Genomic DNA, 17,488 nt, shown 5'->3' with positions numbered 1-17,488 from the left:
GGCTAGAAACTGCCTATTTCGTGCTCAATTCCTGCGCATCATTCAGGCGATCGGCGTGATTCTGTCCATTAGGTGAGCATCCGATGGTCGAGGCTAGGGCAATGAGCGGTGCAGGGACTCGGGTGCTCAGCGTTGCGGCGGTGGGCAAGCTCGATGCGGCGGCCATCGCCGGCGGTGTGCCGGGCATCGCCCTGATGGAGGCGGCCGGCGCGGCGGTCGCCGGGCGGGCACGGGCGCTGGCGCCGCAGGGCGGGCGGGTGCTCGTCCTGTGCGGGCCGGGCAACAATGGCGGCGACGGCTTCGTCACGGCGCGCCTCCTCGCCGCCGACGGCTATGGCGTGACGCTGGTGCTGCTGGGGGACCGGGCGGCGTTGAAGGGCGATGCCGCCCTCGCGTCCGAGGCATGGTTGGAGCCGGTGCTGGCGGACCTGCCGGGCGACCTCGCGGGCACCGACCTCGTGATCGACGCGCTGTTCGGCGCCGGCCTCTCCCGCGACCTCGACGGCGCGGCGCGGGCCATGGTCGAGGCGGTGACGGCGGCGCGCCTGCCCGTCCTGGCGGTCGATGTGCCGAGCGGCGTCGATGGCGACAGCGGCGCGGTGCGTGGCGTCGCCTTCGCGGCGGTGGAGACCGTGACCTTCGTCGCGCGCAAGCCCGCGCATCTGCTCGAACCGGGCCGGTCGCTCTGCGGCCACATCCATGTGGCGCAGATCGGCGCGGGGGAGGCGGCCCTCGCCGCCGGGCTCGCAGCCTCGCTGCCGCCGCTCCATCACAACGGGCCCGACCTATGGCGGGGTGAATTCCCGCGACTCACGCGGGCGAGTCACAAGTACACGCGCGGCCACGCGGTCGTGGTGTCCGGCCCCGCGACCAAGACGGGCGCGGCGCGCCTCGCCGCTCGCGCGGCCCTGCGCGTCGGGGCGGGGCTCGTGACGATGGCCTCGCCGGCCGCCGCCCTCGCGGAGAACGCGGCCCATCTCACGGCGATCATGCTCCGCCGCTGCGAGGAGCCCGACGACCTTGACGATCTGCTGACGGACGAGCGGCTGAACGTCGTCCTGCTCGGGCCGGGGCTCGGCGTGGGCGAGCCGACGCGGGATCGCGTGGCGGTGGCGGCCTCGGCGGGGCGTCGCCTCGTCCTGGATGCCGATGCGCTGACGAGCTTCGCGGGCGGGGCGCGGCACCTCGCCGGGCTGATCGCGGAAGGCGGCGGCGAGGCGGTGCTGACCCCCCATGCGGGGGAATTCGCCCGGCTGTTCGACGAGACGAAGGTCATGCAGGCAGGCAGCAAGGTGGAGCGCGCCCGCGCCGCCGCCGTGCTGACGGGGACGGTGATCGTGTTCAAGGGCGCGGATACGGTGGTGGCGCATCCGGACGGGCGGGCCGCGATCAACGACCACGGCACGCCCTATCTCGGCACGGCCGGCTCCGGCGATGTCCTCGGCGGTCTGATCGCCGGGCTGCTGGCGCAGGGAATGCCGACGTTCGAAGCCGCCTGCGCCGCCGTGTGGCTCCACGGCGATGCCGGCCTGCGGCACGGGCCGGGCCTCATCGCGGAGGACCTGCCCGAACTGATGCCCGCCGTGCTTGCCGGGCTCAGGTGACCTCGAACGAGGTCCAGAGCCCGGTATCGAATCGCTCCAGCACGGTGGCGCTGATAAGCCACCGGCCGGGGTTGTCCGCGAGGAACGCGATCCGCGCCGTGCGGCCTTCGAGCAACTGGAACGTGTCGAGCCAGTAGGGCTCCCAGCCGTCGTCCAGCGGGTGGAGCAGGCGGAAGCAATGGCCGTGCAGGTGCAGGGCCTGGGGGAAGGCGGTGTCATTGCGCAGCGCCAGCACCACGACCTGCCCGCGCTTCACCGTGAAGATCGGCGCCTGCCCGGCGGCGCCGCTGGTGCCGTTGATCGCCCAGACCTTCTTCGGATCGCCGGTATAGACCGGCTCCGGCGCGGCCTTGTCCTTCGCGTCACCGGTCTCCTTCGGAACGAAGGCGCCGCCGGTGATGACCACGTCCCGCCGCATGGCGTTTTGCAGCTTCACCTCGGCAGGAAGTTTCTTGTTCTCGCCGATGGGGCCGATGGGTGCGCGCTTCTGAGAAAGCTTGTCGCCCTTCGTGGTCACGCTCGCCAGGGTCAGGCCGGAGCCGATCAGCGCGATGACGCTCGCCTTCGCGCCCTCCTCGTCGGGAAGGTCGATCATCAGGTCGTAGCGGGTGCCCGGCGGGAAGGGCAGGGTGGCGCGCAGGGGCTCGAACGTGTCCGTGGGCTGGCCATCGACGGCGGCTACGTAGACCTTCACGCCCTCGAAGCGCAGCCGCGTGCCCCGCGCATTGCAGCCGTTGGCGACCCGCAGGCGGATCCGGCTGCCGGGTCGCGCCTCGAGGGTCTGCGGCACCGGGCCGCCATTCACCGTCACCAGATTGCCGAGCCGCCCGCTCGCGGCGGCGAAGCTGGTCTGCCCGAACGGCATCAGGGTGCCGTCCCCTTCGAGCCGCCAATCCTGCAGCACCAGCCCGAGATCGGCATCGACGGCGGGCGGGTTCGCCTCCTCCACCACGAGCATCCCGGCGAGCCCCCGGCCGGAAGGCTCGCTCGATCCGCCGACCACGAGGGGCCGGATCAGGAAGGTGCCCGCGTCGGGGGGCGTGAACTCATAGAGGAAGTCGCCGCCGGGCGGCACGGGGGCCTGTGTCACCCCGCCGACGCCGTCCATGGCGTTGACGTTGCGCACCCCGTGCCAGTGCAGCGACAGGGGCTTGTCGGTGGTGTTCTTCAGCCGGAGCCGCACCGGCTGGCCGAGTTTCACCCGCACGATCGGCGGCGTGACCTTCCCGTCGAAGCACCAGATCGCCGTCTCCGGCGCCGGCTCCGGCTTGAACCGGACCTTGCCCGGCCCCGCCTGCAGCCCCCTCGGCTCCGGCGCGGCCGGCGGGGTCTGAGCCCTGGCCGTGCCGGCGAGGCCGAGCACCGCGAGGCCGCCGACCATCGCCCGCCGCGAGGGCGCGACGGCGAGGCGCGACGGCCGGGAATCGGGCCCCGGAATCAGGACGGGATGCGGCGTGGACTCGTCGGCCATGGATCCTCGTGGGCGGCGGGACAGCGCCGCTCCATAACCGCGCGAGGGCGATGGCGCCACCGGAGGCAAGAGGCCGAACTTTTTTGCTGCGGCCGCCGTCGCGCGTGCTATAGGGCGCGCTTCCGGCGGCCGGCGACGGGCCGGGTTGTCGGCGCGCGCGGGCGTGGCGGAACTGGTAGACGCGCTGGATTTAGGTTCCAGTGTCGCAAGACGTGGGGGTTCGAGCCCCTCCGCCCGCACCAGGCCACCCCGCGACGGCAGGAAGCTCCTGCGTCTGCCGACGCCCGCCTCCTTCCCTGCCGTTGAACCTCGGCCCGGATTCGATGGGGCGGGGCGGCACACGATTCTGGAAGAGCGACGACGATGCAGGTCACCGAGATCAACACCCAGGGCCTCAAGCGGGAATATCAGGTCCTGCTGGCCGCCCAGGAACTCGAGGAGCGCCTGACCAGCGAACTCGCCGGCATGAAGGACAAGGTGCAGTTGAAGGGCTTCCGCCCCGGCAAGGTGCCGGTCGCCCACCTGCGCAAGGTCTACGGCCGCTCGGTGATGGCCGACGTCGTGCAGAACGCCGTGAACGAGGCGAATCGCAAGATCGTCAGCGACAACAACCTGAGGCTCGCCCTCGAGCCGCAGATCGAGTTCCCCTCCGATCAGCAGGAGGTCGAGAAGGCCCTCGACGCCAAGGCCGACCTCGCCTTCAAGGTCGCTCTCGAAGTGATGCCGAGCTTCGAGCTCGCCGACCTCTCGGATGTCAGCCTCACCAAGCTCGTCGCGACCCCCTCGGACGAGGAAGTGACCGAGGCCCTCGACCGCATGGCCGGTCAGAGCCGCCCCTTCGCCGACCGTGAGGAGGGCGCCGCCGCCGAGAAGGGCGACCGCGTCACCATCGACTTCGTCGGCCGCATGGACGGCGAGGAGTTCCAGGGCGGCAAGGGCGAGGGCATCGACCTCGAACTCGGCTCGAACACCTTCATCCCCGGCTTCGAAGACCAGCTGGTCGGCGCCAAGGTCGGCGAGCAGCGCCTCGTGAAGGTCACTTTCCCGGAGGGCTACGGCGCCGAGCAACTGGCCGGCAAGGATGCCGAGTTCGACGTGACCGTCACCAAGATCCAGCAGCCCGGCGAGGCGAAGATCGATGACGAGTTCGCCAAGACCATGGGCATGGACACCCTGGCCGACCTGAAGGACGCCATCTCCAAGGCGATCGGCAGCGATTACGAGGCCGCCTCGCGACGCCGCCTGAAGAAGGGACTGCTCGACGCCCTCGACGGCAAGTACGCCTTCGAGCTTCCCCCGTCCCTCGTGGCGCAGGAATTCGCGGCGGTGTGGGCGCAGGTGGAGCAGGACCTGAAGACCCGCGGCAAGACCTTCGAGGACGAGGGCACCGACGAGGAAAAGGCCAAGGGCGAGTACCGCAAGATCGCCGAGCGCCGCGTGCGTCTCGGCCTTGTGCTTGCGCAGGTCGGCGAGAGCGCCGATATCAAGGTCTCCGACGAGGAGGTCAATCAGGCCCTCATCGCCCGGGTGCGGCAGTTCCCGGGCCAAGAGCAGCAGGTCTGGGACTTCTACCGTAAGAATGCGCAGGCGCTCGCGGAGCTGCGGGCCCCCCTGTTCGAGGAAAAGGTGGTTGACCACGTCCTCGGTCAGGTGAAAGTCACGGAAGAGCCCGTCGCGAAGGACGCCCTGTTCGCCGACGACGAGGAAGACGACACGACCGGTGAAAAGCCGGCTGAAAAGGCCGATTCGGCCGACTGAGCCCGCGCCTACCTTGGGCAGCGGGCAACCATTTTAGGCGATGGTTAAGCATCGCCGTTGTTCGCTGGCATGCCCGGTGGCCCGTGATTCGACGGGCCCCGGGCCTCACCCCCGGGGCAGGATGAGATGAGAGATCCGATCGACGTCTACAACAACGCCCTCGTGCCGATGGTGGTCGAGCAATCGAGCCGCGGCGAGCGCGCCTTCGACATCTACTCCCGCCTGCTGCGTGAGCGGATCATCTTCCTGACTGGCCCGGTCGAGGATTACGGCGCGTCGCTCATCGTCGCGCAGCTCCTGTTCCTCGAGGCCGAGAACCCGAAGAAGGAAATTTCCTTCTACATCAACTCCCCCGGCGGCGTGGTGACATCGGGCCTCTCGATCTACGACACGATGCAGTTCATCCGCTGCCCGGTGACGACGCTCTGCGTCGGCCAGGCCGCCTCGATGGGCTCGCTCCTGCTGACGGCCGGTGAGCCCGGCCACCGTTTCGCCCTGCCGAACGCCCGGATCATGGTCCACCAGCCCTCCGGCGGCTTCCAGGGGCAGGCGACGGACATCCTGATCCATGCCCGCGAGATCGAGGCCCTGAAGCGGCGCCTCAACGAGATCTACGTGAAGCACACCGGCCGCGAGTACGAGGCGATCCATACGGCGCTGGAGCGCGACAACTTCATGACCGCCGACGCGGCCAAGGAGTTCGGCCTCATCGACGAGGTCATTCAGAAGCGGCCCGAGCCGGCCGCCGCCTGAGCGGACACGACGCGCTGCCGCGGCCTTGATCCTGCCGCGGCAGCGTGTTTGCATCGGGGGATGTGACCTCACGGTCAAAGGCGCGCAGCACACTGTTTCTTTAAGCGAACCCCCTTACGTTTCACGAAATGGCCATGCGCCCCTTTGCCGGCAGCGCATGTGGGGAATCGGAGACCGATATGAGCAAGTCTGGCGGCAACGACTCCAAGAGCACGCTGTATTGCTCGTTCTGCGGCAAGAGCCAGCACGAGGTCCGCAAGCTCATCGCCGGCCCGACGGTGTTCATCTGCGACGAATGCGTCGAGCTGTGCATGGACATCATCCGCGAGGAGTCCAAGTCCTCTCTGGTGAAGAGCCGGGACGGCGTGCCCACGCCGAAGGAGATCCGCCGCGTCCTCGATGACTACGTCATCGGTCAGGACTTCGCGAAGAAGGTTCTCTCCGTCGCGGTGCACAACCACTACAAGCGGCTCGCCCACGCGACGAAGCACAACGACGTCGAGCTGGCGAAGTCCAACATCATGCTGATCGGGCCGACGGGCTCGGGCAAGACGCTGCTCGCGCAGACGCTGGCCCGCATCCTCGACGTGCCGTTCACCATGGCCGACGCCACGACGCTGACCGAGGCCGGTTACGTCGGTGAGGACGTCGAGAACATCATCCTCAAGCTGCTTCAGGCGTCCGACTACAATGTCGAGCGCGCCCAGCGCGGCATCGTCTACATCGACGAGATCGACAAGATCTCCCGCAAGTCGGACAACCCCTCGATCACCCGCGACGTGTCGGGCGAGGGCGTTCAGCAGGCGCTCCTGAAGATCATGGAAGGCACGGTCGCCTCCGTGCCTCCGCAGGGCGGCCGCAAGCACCCGCAGCAGGAGTTCCTGCAGGTCGACACCACCAACATCCTCTTCATCTGCGGCGGCGCCTTCGCCGGGCTGGAGCGGATCATCTCGCAGCGTGGCAAGGGCACCTCGATCGGCTTCGGCGCCGCCGTGCAGGCCCCGGACGACCGCCGCACCGGCGAGATCTTCCGCTCGGTGGAGCCGGAGGACCTGCTGAAGTTCGGCCTCATCCCCGAGTTCGTCGGCCGTCTCCCCGTCCTGGCGACCCTCGAGGATCTCGACGAGGCCGCCCTGAAGAAGATCCTTCAGGAGCCAAAGAACGCCCTGGTGAAGCAGTACCAGCGCCTGTTCGAGATGGAGAACGTCGACCTGACGTTCCAGGACGAGGCTCTGTCCCTCGTCGCCCGCAAGGCGATCGAGCGGAAGACCGGTGCCCGCGGCCTGCGGTCGATCCTGGAGACCATCCTCCTCGACACGATGTACGACCTGCCGGGCCTCGAGTCCGTGGAGCAGGTCGTGATCGGGCCGGAGGTGGTCGAGGGCAAGTCGCGCCCGCTCTACATCCACGGCGAGCGCGGCAAAGAAGCGCCCGCCAGCGTCAGTGCGTAAGGACGATGACAGCCCGGCGTTGTAGTGCCGGGCTGCGCTGTCCCGTTCTCCTTGAAAGGCGTCCGGGGCGTCATCATTTCAGGCTCAGCGCGGTGGCCGTACGCTCCTTAGAGGTACGGTACCGCGCCACCAGCCGCTCAATCTCCCCAACAAGACCCTCGCGGCCCGGTCGGCCGTGGCAGCGTGCTTGCTCCGTCTGCGGAGGAGCATCCTGTCCGGCATTCCTGATGAGGTTTCCGATATGACCCAGTCGAAATCGCGCCAGCCGGTCATTCCGGGCTCGACGGGCTCTTACGCCGTCCTTCCCCTGCGCGACATCGTCGTCTTTCCGCATATGATCGTGCCGCTCTTCGTGGGGCGCGAGAAGTCCATTCGCGCGTTGGAAGAGGCCGTCCGCTCCGACCGCCACATCCTCCTCGCCACGCAGATCAACGCGGGCGACGACGATCCGGCGACCGACGCGATCTACAAGATCGGCACGCTGGCCAGCGTCCTCCAGCTGCTGAAGCTGCCCGACGGCACCGTGAAGGTGCTGGTGGAAGGTGTCGGCCGCGCCAAGATCGCGAACTTCACCCGCTCCGACGAGTATTACGAGGCGACCGCGCTGGCGCTCCATGACGAGCTCGGCGATCAGGTCGAGGCCGAGGCGCTTGCGCGCTCGGTGCTCTCGGAGTTCGAGAACTACGTCAAGCTGAACAAGAAGATCTCCCCCGAGGTCGTCTCCGCCGTCACGCAGATCGACGAGCCGTCCAAGCTCGCCGACACGATCGGCTCGCACCTGCTCGTCAAGATCGCCGACAAGCAGGGCATTCTGGAGACGCCCACCGTCGCCCAGCGCCTGGAGAAGGTGCTGTCGCTGATGGAGAGCGAGATCTCCGTGTTGCAGGTGGAGAAGCGCATCCGCACCCGCGTCAAGCGGCAGATGGAGAAGACGCAGCGCGAGTACTACCTCAACGAGCAGATGAAGGCGATCCAAAAGGAGCTTGGCGACTCCGAGGATGGCCGCGACGAGCTGGCCGAGCTCGAGGAGAAGATCGAGAAGACCAAGCTCTCGAAGGAAGCCCGCGAGAAGGCGACGGCCGAGCTGAAGAAGCTGCGCCAGATGTCGCCGATGTCCGCCGAGGCGACCGTCGTGCGCAACTACCTCGACTGGATGCTCGGCATCCCGTGGGGCAAGCGCTCGAAGATCAAGAAGGACCTCCTCGGCGCGCAGGCGCTGCTGGACGAGGATCATTTCGGCCTCGACAAGGTCAAGGAGCGGATCGTCGAGTACCTCGCCGTGCAGCAGCGGGCGAACAAGCTCACCGGCCCGATCCTGTGTCTCGTCGGCCCTCCCGGCGTCGGCAAGACGTCCCTCGGAAAGTCCATCGCCAAGGCGACAGGTCGCGAGTTCGTACGCCTGTCGCTGGGCGGCGTGCGGGACGAGGCCGAGATCCGTGGCCACCGCCGGACCTATATCGGCTCGATGCCCGGCAAGATCGTCCAGTCGATGCGGAAGGCGAAGACGTCCAACCCGCTCATCCTGCTCGATGAGATCGACAAGATGGGCATGGACTTCCGCGGCGACCCGTCGGCGGCCCTCCTGGAGGTGCTGGATCCCGAGCAGAACTCGACGTTCAACGACCATTACCTCGAGGTCGATTACGACCTGTCGAACGTGATGTTCGTGACGACGGCGAACACGCTCAATATCCCGGCGCCGCTGATGGACCGGATGGAGATCATTCGCATCGCCGGCTACACCGAGGAAGAGAAGGTCGAGATCGCCCGCAAGCACCTGATTCCGAGCGCCATGAAGAAGCATGGCCTCGACAAGAAGGAGTGGTCGATCACCGATGACGGGCTGATGATGCTGGTGCGCCGCTACACGCGGGAAGCCGGCGTCCGCAACCTGGAGCGGGAAATCTCCAACCTCGCCCGCAAGGCGGTGAAGGAGATCCTGATCACCAAGGCGAAATCGGTGAACGCCACGGAGGACAACCTGCCGACCTTCCTCGGCCCGCCGAAGTTCCGCTACGGCGAGATCGACGCGGACGATCAGGTCGGTGTGGTGACGGGTCTGGCCTGGACCGAGGTCGGCGGCGAGTTGCTGACGATCGAGGGCGTCATGATGCCTGGCAAGGGCAAGATGACGGTCACGGGCAACCTGAAGGATGTGATGAAGGAGTCGATCTCGGCGGCGGCGTCCTACGTCCGCTCGCGGGCCCTCGACTTCGGCATCGAGCCGCCGCTCTTCGAGCGTCGCGACATCCACGTCCACGTGCCGGAAGGCGCGACGCCGAAGGACGGTCCGTCCGCCGGCATCGCGATGGCCACCGCCATCGTCTCGACCCTGACGGGCATCCCGGTTCGCCGCGACATCGCGATGACCGGCGAAGTGACCTTGCGCGGCCGGGTGCTGCCGATCGGCGGCCTAAAGGAGAAGCTGCTCGCCGCGTTGCGCGGCGGCATCAAGACGGTGCTGATCCCCGAGGAGAACGCCAAGGACATCGCCGAGGTGCCCGACAGCGTGAAGAACGGTCTTGAGATCGTTCCGGTCTCGCGGATGGAGCAGGTGCTGGAGCGGGCGCTCTTAAGCAAGCCCGAGCCGATCGAGTGGGACGAGCCGCTCCCGCCAGTAAAGCCGGCCGCCCGCCCGGACGAGGAAGGCGCGGCCTTCATCGCCCACTAGGATCGAAAGAGCCCGGAGCCTCACCGCTCCGGGCTTTTTCATATGTCTGACGTCGAGGCGGCGGCCCTTGCCTAGACGCCCGGCAATGCCGTATCGACCACCGCTGCGGGCGGTTAGCTCAGTTGGTAGAGCGTCTCCTTTACACGGAGAGGGTCGGCGGTTCGAGCCCGTCACCGCCCACCATTGTTGTCAGCCGACTTCGCTTTCCGCTGCCCTCCGCATACTCGGATCCGCGCGGTCTGCTGAACGCTGCAACACTCCGCCGAGGTTTGAGCCATGGCATTCGCACGACGGTCGGCGTCGGAAACGAAGGCGCGGGATTTGGGTCTGGCCCTCGCGCGACTCGCGGAGGGCGATGGTACGCCGTCCGCCATCGGCGTCGATCGCCTGAAGGCCGTCAATCCGCGCCTCACGCCGCAAGCCGTCGGGCTGATGATCCGCAAGGAGCGCGTGATCGTCGAGGAGACACTGTCCGAGCGCGGGCTGGTGCTCGCGGATTATAGCGATCAGGGCCCCGGACGCGGGATGGAGTTCGCCATCGACGCGGCCTCCTAGGACCGCGCGGACTTCGCTCAAATCCTTCCATGGGGAATGGACCGGCCGCCTCAAAGGGCTTATATTGGCCGTGAGGTTGACGACCGATTCGTAATAACGTTTCAGGACCCGGGGGCGGTACCCGGCGCCTCCACCATAAGCATCCTGCCCCGGATACCGTAGGGGGTAGAGCGAGCGCCCACCATTGCGGGTCGCGCGCTGCCAGGGTGCTTCTGCTGGGGGCGAAACAGGATCGACTGGACGGTAAAGGGATCGCGAGTTCTACCCTGTTTCGGCAGGATAAGATGCGACTTTCGGTAAGGACTCGACCGGTCTGGCGCAGGCAACCCCTGTTCCGGGCACCTGACCAAAACTCTAAATGCCAACGATAACGTTGTCATGGATGCCCGCCTCGCGGCGTAAGCATCTTGCGGCAGGGCAGCCGTAGAAACAGAACCCAGGGCTTCGGCCCTGGGGCCCACCTTTCCCCATCATCTCACTTCGACGCCTGGATCGAAACGCAGCGTGCCGACGCGTCGGGTGGCCTGCCCGGTGTCGCTTGGGTGTTGGACGCCGTCCACCACCGGAACCTCGGCGAAATCGAACGGGCTGACGCCATTGAGGCAGGCGACGTTCACGCCGTACAGGTGCGGGTTGGATCGGCGCTGGTGGTGCGTGTAGATCCCGCAGCGTGAGCAGAAGAAGTGCTGCGCCGTTCCGGTGTTGAACCGGTAGCTCGTCAGCGCATCCTCGCCCCGCGTGAAGCGGATGCTTCCCATCGCCGCCGAGGCCACGACCGCGCCGCGCATCCGGCAGTAGGAGCAGGTGCAGCGGCGGATGGTGCTGAAGTCCTCGGCGAGCGTCACCTCGAACTGCACCGCGCCGCAATGGCATTGCCCGGTTCGACTGGTCATGGCGTCTCCTGCGCAGATTGGGCCGTAAGGCGGGGGGAGAGGCAGAGCATCAGCGGAACGACCATCGCGGCCGTCGCGGCGGCGGCCATCGCGGCCCAGCCCGGCCCGACGATGTCGCCCAGCGGGCCGTAGAGCAACGGCGTCGCCAGGGCGCTCCCGCCCAGCGTCCACGTGTAGAAGATCGCGAAGGCGCGCTCGACGTGGCCTCCGGGCGCCAGATCCGGCACCGTCCCGTAAAGCACGGACGACGTGCCGTTCAGCATCAGCCCGAGCAGCGGCAGCACCGCGAGCGCCGGAGCGAGGGGCAGGAGGACGACGGCGAGGATCGCCACCGCCGTGCCGGCCTCAGTGACGATCACGCTGCGCGTCACGCCGAACCGCTCGCCCAGCCGCCCGAACACGGCCTTGCCCAGGGCACCGCCGATGGCGACGAGCCCGAAGGCGATGCCCACCAGGGATAGCCCCGCGCCCTTCGCCTGGAGCAGGAACGGCAGGTAGATGAGGAAGGCCGGGCGCGCGGCGTTGTCGAGCATCCCGATGGCCACGAGAAGGCGGAAGCCCGTCGGATCGGGCGCCCGGGTCGGAGCGGGGGAGGCCTTCTTCGCGGACGCGGTGCCGCGCGAAGCCGGGTCACGCGGGAGCAGGCAGGCGACGATAGCCGCGACGACCAAGCCCGCGCCGGCGACGAGCCACAGCACCGGCCGCCAATCGGTGCGGACCAACAGGAAGCCGACGAGGGGCGGCAGGGCCGCCTTCCCGAGATCGCCCGTGAAATTGTAGGTGCCCAGCGGGCCGCGTGCCGCCACGCCGTAGGTGCGGGCGATGACGGACGAGGCGAGCGGATGCTGCGTGCTGCTGCCGGCGCCGGAGAGGGCGAGGGCGCAGCTCAGGCCGATCAATCCGCCGGAGGCGCCGGCCAGGGCATAGCCGCCCGCACCGAGCAGCGTGCCGAGGGCGAGCACCGTTCGCACGCCGAACCGGTCCGCGAGCGCGGCCGCCGGCATCTGCAGCCCGGCCAGTGCGCCGACATAGAGAGAGCGCAGCACCGCGAGGGCGACGTAACCGAGCCCGAACTCCGCCTGCCAGACCGGCAGCAGCACGTAGATCATGTCTGTGTAGCCATCGTGGAGGGCGTGGTTCACGCCGACGACGACGAGGGAGCGCCGGCCATCCACTGCGGCGTCGTCTTGCTCGCTCCGAGCACAGGGCAGTGTCCGGCTGTCGGTGATCATGCTCGTGAGGATGCCCGTCTCCCCAGGGCCCGACAAACGCCTTATGCTGACGCTCACGTGAGGAAAGCTGACGCATGCATCGCCGCCTGCCGCCGCTCAACGCGCTGAAGGCCTTCGAGGCGGCAGGTCGCCATGGGAGCTTCACGCTGGCGGCGGAGGAACTGCGCGTGACCCACGGCGCGGTCAGCCGGCACATCCAGACGCTGGAGGCGTGGCTCGGCATCCTCCTGTTCGAGCGGCACAACCGGCGCGTCGTCCTGACGGAGGCGGGGCGCGGCTATCTCCCGGAGATCGGCGCGGCCCTCGACCGGATGGCCCTCGCGACAGCCCGCCAGATGGAGCGCAGCCCATCACATGTGCTGCATGTGAACGCGCTGGCCACCTTTACCCTGCGCTGGCTCATCCCCCGTCTGTCGGCCTTTCAGCGCGCGAATCCCGTGGTCGAGATCCGGTTGACCACCTCGAACGTGCCGCTCGCGCAGATCATCGAGCCGTTCGACATCGCCATCCGGGGCGGCCCCGAGACGCGGCCGGGTTTCGTCGGGCGGCAATTCCTCACGGAACGGCGCATCCCCGTGTGCAGCCCGGCGCTTCTGCAGCATGGACCGTTGGAGGAGCCCCGGGATCTGGCGGGGCACACACTCCTGCACGCGGCGACGCTGACCGAGGTCTGGCCGCAATGGCTGCAGGCGGCCGGCGTCCCGGACCTCCAACCGCAGGCGTCGGTGACGCTGGAGCACTTCTATCTGACGCTCCAGGCGGCGCTCGACGGGCTGGGCGTGGCGATGGGCCCGGAACGGTTGATCGCGGACGACGTGGCGGCGGGCCGGCTGATGCTGCCCTTCGCGGGCCCCGCGCTGCCGGCGCGGAGCTACCACACCTACGTCCCGGAGGCGCGCGCCGAGCACGCCGCCGTCCGGGCGTTCTGCGATTGGCTGTCCACCACCGCCTGAGGCGGGACGGCCTCCCGCGTCAGCGGATGCCGCCGCTGGCGGTGATGTTCTCCCCGGTGAGCCAGCGGGCGTCGTCGGAGGCGAGGAACGTGACCACCCCCGCGATGTCGTCGGGCTGGCCGGCGCGGCCGAGGGGCGTCTGCGCGACGAGACCGGTCTCCATGTCGGACCCGACGACGCCGGCCGTGTGCGTACCCTCGGTCACGACGAAGCCGGGGCTGACCACGTTCACGCGGATCTTGCGCGGGGCCAATTCATTGGCGAGCACGCCGGAGATGGCGTTCACCGCGCCCTTGGTCCCGGCATAGGCCGCCGCGCTCGGCGTTTTCACGTGCGTGATCGCCGAGGAAATGTTCACGATGCTGCCGCCTTCGCCGAGATGCTTCACGGCCGCCTGGGTCGTCAGCAGTACGCCGAGCACGTTGATGTCGAACTGCCGGCGGTAATGCGCCTCGGTCACGTCCTCGATCGCCGCGAATTCGTAGACGCCGGAATTGTTGACCAGCACGTCGAGCCGGCCGAACTCCTTCACGGCCGCGTCGATCACGCCCTGCGCGTCGGACACCTTCGACACGTCCCCCCGCACCGCGATGGCCCGGCCGCCGGCCGAGGCGATGGCCGCCACCACGGTGTCGGCACCCTCCCGGCTGGAGGCGTAATTCACCACCACCGCGGCACCCTCTTTCGCCAGCGCCTTGGCGATTCCCGCACCGATGCCCTTCGATGCCCCGGTCACGACGGCGACCTTGCCCTCAAGCTTCGACATGTGTGCTAACTCCGACAGGGGGCGGCCGCGATGTCGTGGCCATCGTCCCATAGTTCGGAAATTCGGAACTAACGGAGCGCAGTTCAAGACCCCATATGGATGAAAGATGAGACCGTTGCTTCACCCCGCCATCGAGGACGTGCGACCGGACGCGATCCTGCACGCCCTCGCCGACCCGAGCCGGGCGGCGATCTTCGCCAAGATCATGCAGGCGGGCTGTGTCGAGGCCTGTTCCGCCGTGGCGGCGGTCGGGGATCGGGTAATCCCGAAATCCTCGTTGTCCAACCACTTCAAGGTGCTGCGCGAGGCCGGCTTGATCCGCAGCGAGCGCCACGGCGTCGAGGTGCGCAACCATTCCCGCTGGGAGGAGATCGAGGCGCGCTTTCCCGGGCTGTTGGCCGGGATCATCAACGCCTATGCGGCGGACACTGGGCGCAGCCGGGACAAGACCTGAGGATCGGCCGCGCGCTTAGGCGCGGATGTCCAGGAGCTGGCCCTGACCGGGGGGAGCTGGGGGCGAGGCCGCGTTGGCCGTCTGGGCCACCATGTCGGCGACGGATTTCTGGGCGTCGATCTGCTGCCGCGCCACTGCCGTCCCGACGGATTGCGAGAAGCTTCCGGCCTGCATCTGGACGACTTGGGTAGCGATGCTGTTCATGAGTGACGGTAACACTTCAGTCGTGAAGGCATCGTCACCGCTTTCACTCGCTTTGAAGCGATGACGCCGTTACCGGGACAGCTTGTTCGTGGCCCAGCGGAACGCCACGCCCGACATGTCCAGCGCCGTCAGCACGGCAATGACGTACACCACGGTCATCAGCATCGCGTTTCCCCTATCGCCTCTCGGTCGCAGCGATCAGGTGGCAGATATCACCGATTCACGGCTTTGTTGCGATGGCCACGCTCTTGGTCCGCTGGGTACGGATCGGCGACGGGCGGGGGCGATCCGCCGATGATCCGGCCCAGCAGGCCCCCCGGCCGGTTGCCCTGTGCGGCGACGATCCGGCGTGCCTCCTCGACGCTCATGTTGCAGGCACCCGGCATCCCTCCGAGGGCGCCCAGGGCCCGCTCGTATTCAGGAAGGTTGATGCAGCCCGGCACGCCCCAGGCCCCGGCCGAAAGGGGCGCAGCCGAAGCGGCGAAGAGAGCCGCCGCCAAGGGCGTGGTGATCCGCACGATCAGGACTCCCGTCTACACGATGCCGCTGGCCTCGTAGGGCCATGGCAGCCCGAGATGGGCGGCGACAGCGGACGGATCGTCGCCGACCTCGCGGACGGCGGCAATGATCGCCTCGACGGGCACCTGGAAGCGCCGCGCCCAGTAGGCGGCGGCGCTCGGATCCGCGACGTTCACGTGCTTCGGCTCTTGGGTCAGATCGGCCATGTCACCCTCCGGCAGGGGCAATCCGCCGGAGGGGATTTTGGTTCTAGCCGACGCGGCTGACGTTCCAGAACAGCGGCAGCCCGGTGAGCATGTTGTCGAGGTCGGAGCGATAGGCCGAAGGCTGGAAGTACTGCCCGCAGGGGAGATAGGCGCCGACTTCTAGCGCCCGCGCCTGGATCTTGGCCGCGAGCGCCTGCTGCGCGGGCAGGTCCGGGGCCTGGAACCACGCGTTGCGCAGGTCCTCGATGGGCGCGTCCGTCAGCCAGCTCGGGATGCCCGAGCGGCCGTTGCCGCGCGCGGCGAGGTGGTAGGCCGGCGAGAGCTGGTCGAGCCCGCCCGAGAAGACCCCGAACATCGACCAGCCGCCCTGGTCGATGGGCTTCGCGTTCAGGATGCGCTGGTTCACCGTGCCCCAATCGGTGGCGACGTAATCGAGGTTCAGCCCAAGCTTTCGGCAGACATCGCCCATCACCTCGCAGATCGCGGAGATGCGCGGCACGTCCGTGCCGGCGAGCAGCACCACCTTCTCGCCCTTGTAGCCCGCCGCTTCCAGGGCGCGCTTCGAGGCGGCGAGGTCGCGGGGGCCGGTCAGGGCCTTCATGCCGGCATCCGAGGCCATCGGCCCGCCGGGGGTGAAGATCCCGCAGGGGCCGCGGCGGATGGCGTGGTCGGTCCCCGCCACCGCGTCCATCATCTCGCCCTGGTCCACCGCCGTCAGCACCGCGTGGCTGATGGCCGGGTTGTCGAAGGGCGGCTGCGTGTGGTTCAGGCGGATCTGGCCGATCAGCCCCGTGCTCTCGATGAGCGCGACCTTGATGTCCGATTGCCGCGACAGGGCCGGCACGAGATCCACGAGGGGCTGCTCCCACCAATCGATCTCGCCGGAGCGCAGGGCGCCGGCGGCGGTTGAGCCATCGGGGATGGTGCGCCATTCGATCCGGTCGAACCGCGCGATCTTCGGGCCGGCGGTGAAGCTCGCCGTGCCGCCCTCGCGGGGCTTGTAGCCCTCGAATCGGCGATAGACGTTGAGGGAGCCCGGCACCCGCTCCTGCGCCACGTAGCGGAAGGGGCCGCTGCCGATCATCTCCGTGACGGCCTGGGTCGGCGGCACGGCGGCGAGCCGCTCGGGCATGATGACCGGCACGTAGGAGACCGGCTTCGCCAATGCCTCCGGCAGGAGCGGGAAGGGGCGCTTCAGCCGGAACAGCAACTCCTTGTCGGTGGGGGCGGTGAGTTCGTTCACCGCTGCGAACAGCGCGCTACCGAACGAATCGCGCTGGCCCCAGCGCTTCAGGCTCGCCACCGCGTCGCGGGCGAGGACGGGGATGCCGTCGTGGAAGAGCAGCCCGTCGCGCAGGGTGAGCCGCCATGTCAGGCCGCCATCCTCGACGCTGTGGCCCGCCACCATCTGCGGCTGCGCGCGGTAGGACGAATCGAGGCCGTAGAGGGTGTCGAACACCATCAGCGCGTGCGTGCGCGTGACGTAGTTCGTGGTGATGATCGGATCGAGCAGCGCCAGATCGGCATAGGGCACGAAGCGGAGGGTGGAGGCGCTGGCCGCCCGCACCAGGGCGGGGCGGGCGATGGCCCCGGCCAGCAGGGCGCCGGCACCCGTGATCACCGTGCGTCGCTTCATCGAGCCCCTCTCGAATTTTGAATATCGTGCCTTCCGCTGAGGCAACGCCCGTGCCGAACCGCCTCGCGGGAGAAATTTATTCTCTCCAACGCCAATTCGCGAACACAACTGGACGCCGGCTGCACAGATAATAAGCTGCCCATCCGTTGGTCATGCGGACGGAGAGTACGGCGAGGGTGGCCCAGCGCTTGCAACGATCCCAACCGAGCCCGGTGATCCCGGCGTCTCACCGACCGTCGCGCGGATGCGGGCTCGCCATCGAGCGCCGGCCATCCCGGCACCGTGTGCCGCGCGAGTCCAACGAACGATTGATGCCCTCCGGGGGCTGCTCGATGGGGCGGCCAGCCCCGGCTTGGAGACGA

General features: G+C 68.3%; 16 protein-coding genes, 2 tRNA genes and 1 other RNA gene. 11 read left to right on the top strand and 8 right to left on the bottom strand.

Features of this window, described 5'->3' with window-relative positions; all coding sequences use genetic code 11:
* Positions 1-83: 83 nt before the first annotated feature.
* Positions 84-1,604, top strand: coding sequence for an NAD(P)H-hydrate dehydratase (locus ACXJ1Y_RS12730; protein WP_463846621.1), 1,521 nt, complete (start codon positions 84-86; stop codon positions 1,602-1,604).
* Here ACXJ1Y_RS12730 and ACXJ1Y_RS12725 read toward each other — a convergent pair.
* Entirely contained in the window at positions 1,597-3,075 is a 1,479-nt protein-coding gene (locus ACXJ1Y_RS12725; protein ID WP_463846620.1) for a multicopper oxidase family protein, read from the bottom strand. The two genes, ACXJ1Y_RS12730 and ACXJ1Y_RS12725, sit on opposite strands and share 8 nt — an antisense overlap.
* A gap of 157 nt (positions 3,076-3,232) precedes the next feature.
* On the opposite strand from ACXJ1Y_RS12725, the gene ACXJ1Y_RS12720 reads away from it, so the two are divergent.
* From ACXJ1Y_RS12720 to ssrA, 8 genes are all read left to right on the top strand, one after another.
* Positions 3,233-3,317, top strand: a tRNA-Leu gene (locus ACXJ1Y_RS12720).
* Between the two features lie 121 nt (positions 3,318-3,438).
* A complete protein-coding gene (gene tig / locus ACXJ1Y_RS12715; protein WP_463846619.1) occupies positions 3,439-4,833 on the top strand; it encodes a trigger factor in 1,395 nt (464 codons plus the stop codon).
* 126 nt (positions 4,834-4,959) lie between these two features.
* A complete protein-coding gene (locus tag ACXJ1Y_RS12710; RefSeq protein WP_243952693.1) occupies positions 4,960-5,586 on the top strand; it encodes an ATP-dependent Clp protease proteolytic subunit in 627 nt (208 codons plus the stop codon).
* A gap of 179 nt (positions 5,587-5,765) precedes the next feature.
* Positions 5,766-7,037, top strand: a complete 1,272-nt coding sequence (clpX, locus tag ACXJ1Y_RS12705) for an ATP-dependent Clp protease ATP-binding subunit ClpX (RefSeq protein WP_243930939.1) — start codon at positions 5,766-5,768, stop codon at positions 7,035-7,037.
* A gap of 241 nt (positions 7,038-7,278) precedes the next feature.
* Positions 7,279-9,708, top strand: a complete 2,430-nt coding sequence (lon, locus tag ACXJ1Y_RS12700; RefSeq protein ID WP_463846618.1) for an endopeptidase La — start codon at positions 7,279-7,281, stop codon at positions 9,706-9,708.
* 107 nt (positions 9,709-9,815) lie between these two features.
* Positions 9,816-9,891 (top strand) — tRNA-Val (locus ACXJ1Y_RS12695).
* A gap of 93 nt (positions 9,892-9,984) precedes the next feature.
* Complete coding sequence (locus ACXJ1Y_RS12690; RefSeq protein ID WP_463846617.1) at positions 9,985-10,263, top strand: adenylosuccinate synthase; 279 nt, start codon at positions 9,985-9,987, stop codon at positions 10,261-10,263.
* Between the two features lie 84 nt (positions 10,264-10,347).
* Positions 10,348-10,518: a transfer-messenger RNA gene (gene ssrA / locus ACXJ1Y_RS12685) on the top strand.
* A gap of 215 nt (positions 10,519-10,733) precedes the next feature.
* Here the strand turns inward: ssrA and ACXJ1Y_RS12680 are convergent.
* Both ACXJ1Y_RS12680 and ACXJ1Y_RS12675 read right to left on the bottom strand, forming a co-directional pair.
* Complete coding sequence (locus ACXJ1Y_RS12680) at positions 10,734-11,156, bottom strand: GFA family protein (RefSeq protein ID WP_463846616.1); 423 nt, start codon at positions 11,154-11,156, stop codon at positions 10,734-10,736.
* Entirely contained in the window at positions 11,153-12,331 is a 1,179-nt protein-coding gene (locus ACXJ1Y_RS12675; protein WP_463846615.1) for an MFS transporter, read from the bottom strand. Before ACXJ1Y_RS12675 ends, ACXJ1Y_RS12680 begins: the two co-directional genes overlap by 4 nt.
* Before the next feature lie 131 nt (positions 12,332-12,462).
* Between ACXJ1Y_RS12675 and gcvA the strand changes: the two genes are divergently transcribed.
* Positions 12,463-13,341: a transcriptional regulator GcvA gene (gene gcvA / locus ACXJ1Y_RS12670; protein WP_463846614.1), complete on the top strand. Its 879-nt coding sequence runs from the start codon at positions 12,463-12,465 to the stop codon at positions 13,339-13,341.
* A 19-nt stretch (positions 13,342-13,360) separates the two neighbouring features.
* Here gcvA and ACXJ1Y_RS12665 read toward each other — a convergent pair whose 3' ends face one another.
* Positions 13,361-14,107 (bottom strand): glucose 1-dehydrogenase, encoded by a 747-nt coding sequence (locus ACXJ1Y_RS12665; protein ID WP_463846613.1) that lies wholly within the window; start codon positions 14,105-14,107, stop codon positions 13,361-13,363.
* A gap of 106 nt (positions 14,108-14,213) precedes the next feature.
* Here ACXJ1Y_RS12665 and ACXJ1Y_RS12660 point away from each other — a divergent pair, with 106 nt between their 5' ends.
* Positions 14,214-14,561, top strand: a complete 348-nt coding sequence (locus ACXJ1Y_RS12660) for an ArsR/SmtB family transcription factor (RefSeq protein ID WP_463846612.1) — start codon at positions 14,214-14,216, stop codon at positions 14,559-14,561.
* Between the two features lie 15 nt (positions 14,562-14,576).
* On the opposite strand, the gene ACXJ1Y_RS12655 is transcribed toward ACXJ1Y_RS12660, so the two are convergent.
* From ACXJ1Y_RS12655 to ACXJ1Y_RS12640, 4 genes are all read right to left on the bottom strand, one after another.
* Positions 14,577-14,765, bottom strand: coding sequence for a putative motility protein (locus tag ACXJ1Y_RS12655; RefSeq protein WP_463846611.1), 189 nt, complete (start codon positions 14,763-14,765; stop codon positions 14,577-14,579).
* A 212-nt stretch (positions 14,766-14,977) separates the two neighbouring features.
* Complete coding sequence (locus ACXJ1Y_RS12650) at positions 14,978-15,283, bottom strand: hypothetical protein (RefSeq protein ID WP_463846610.1); 306 nt, start codon at positions 15,281-15,283, stop codon at positions 14,978-14,980.
* A gap of 15 nt (positions 15,284-15,298) precedes the next feature.
* On the bottom strand, positions 15,299-15,490 hold the full coding sequence (locus ACXJ1Y_RS12645; protein ID WP_463846609.1) for a DUF3606 domain-containing protein: 192 nt from the start codon (positions 15,488-15,490) through the stop codon (positions 15,299-15,301).
* Between the two features lie 43 nt (positions 15,491-15,533).
* Positions 15,534-17,126 carry an ABC transporter substrate-binding protein gene (locus tag ACXJ1Y_RS12640; RefSeq protein ID WP_463846608.1) on the bottom strand — a complete coding sequence of 531 codons (1,593 nt, stop codon included), beginning with the start codon at positions 17,124-17,126 and terminating at the stop codon, positions 15,534-15,536.
* Positions 17,127-17,488 lie beyond the last annotated feature (362 nt).

The organism is Methylobacterium sp. TK26 (assembly GCF_055361565.1).
This window is presented reverse-complemented; position numbering and strand designations above follow the sequence as displayed.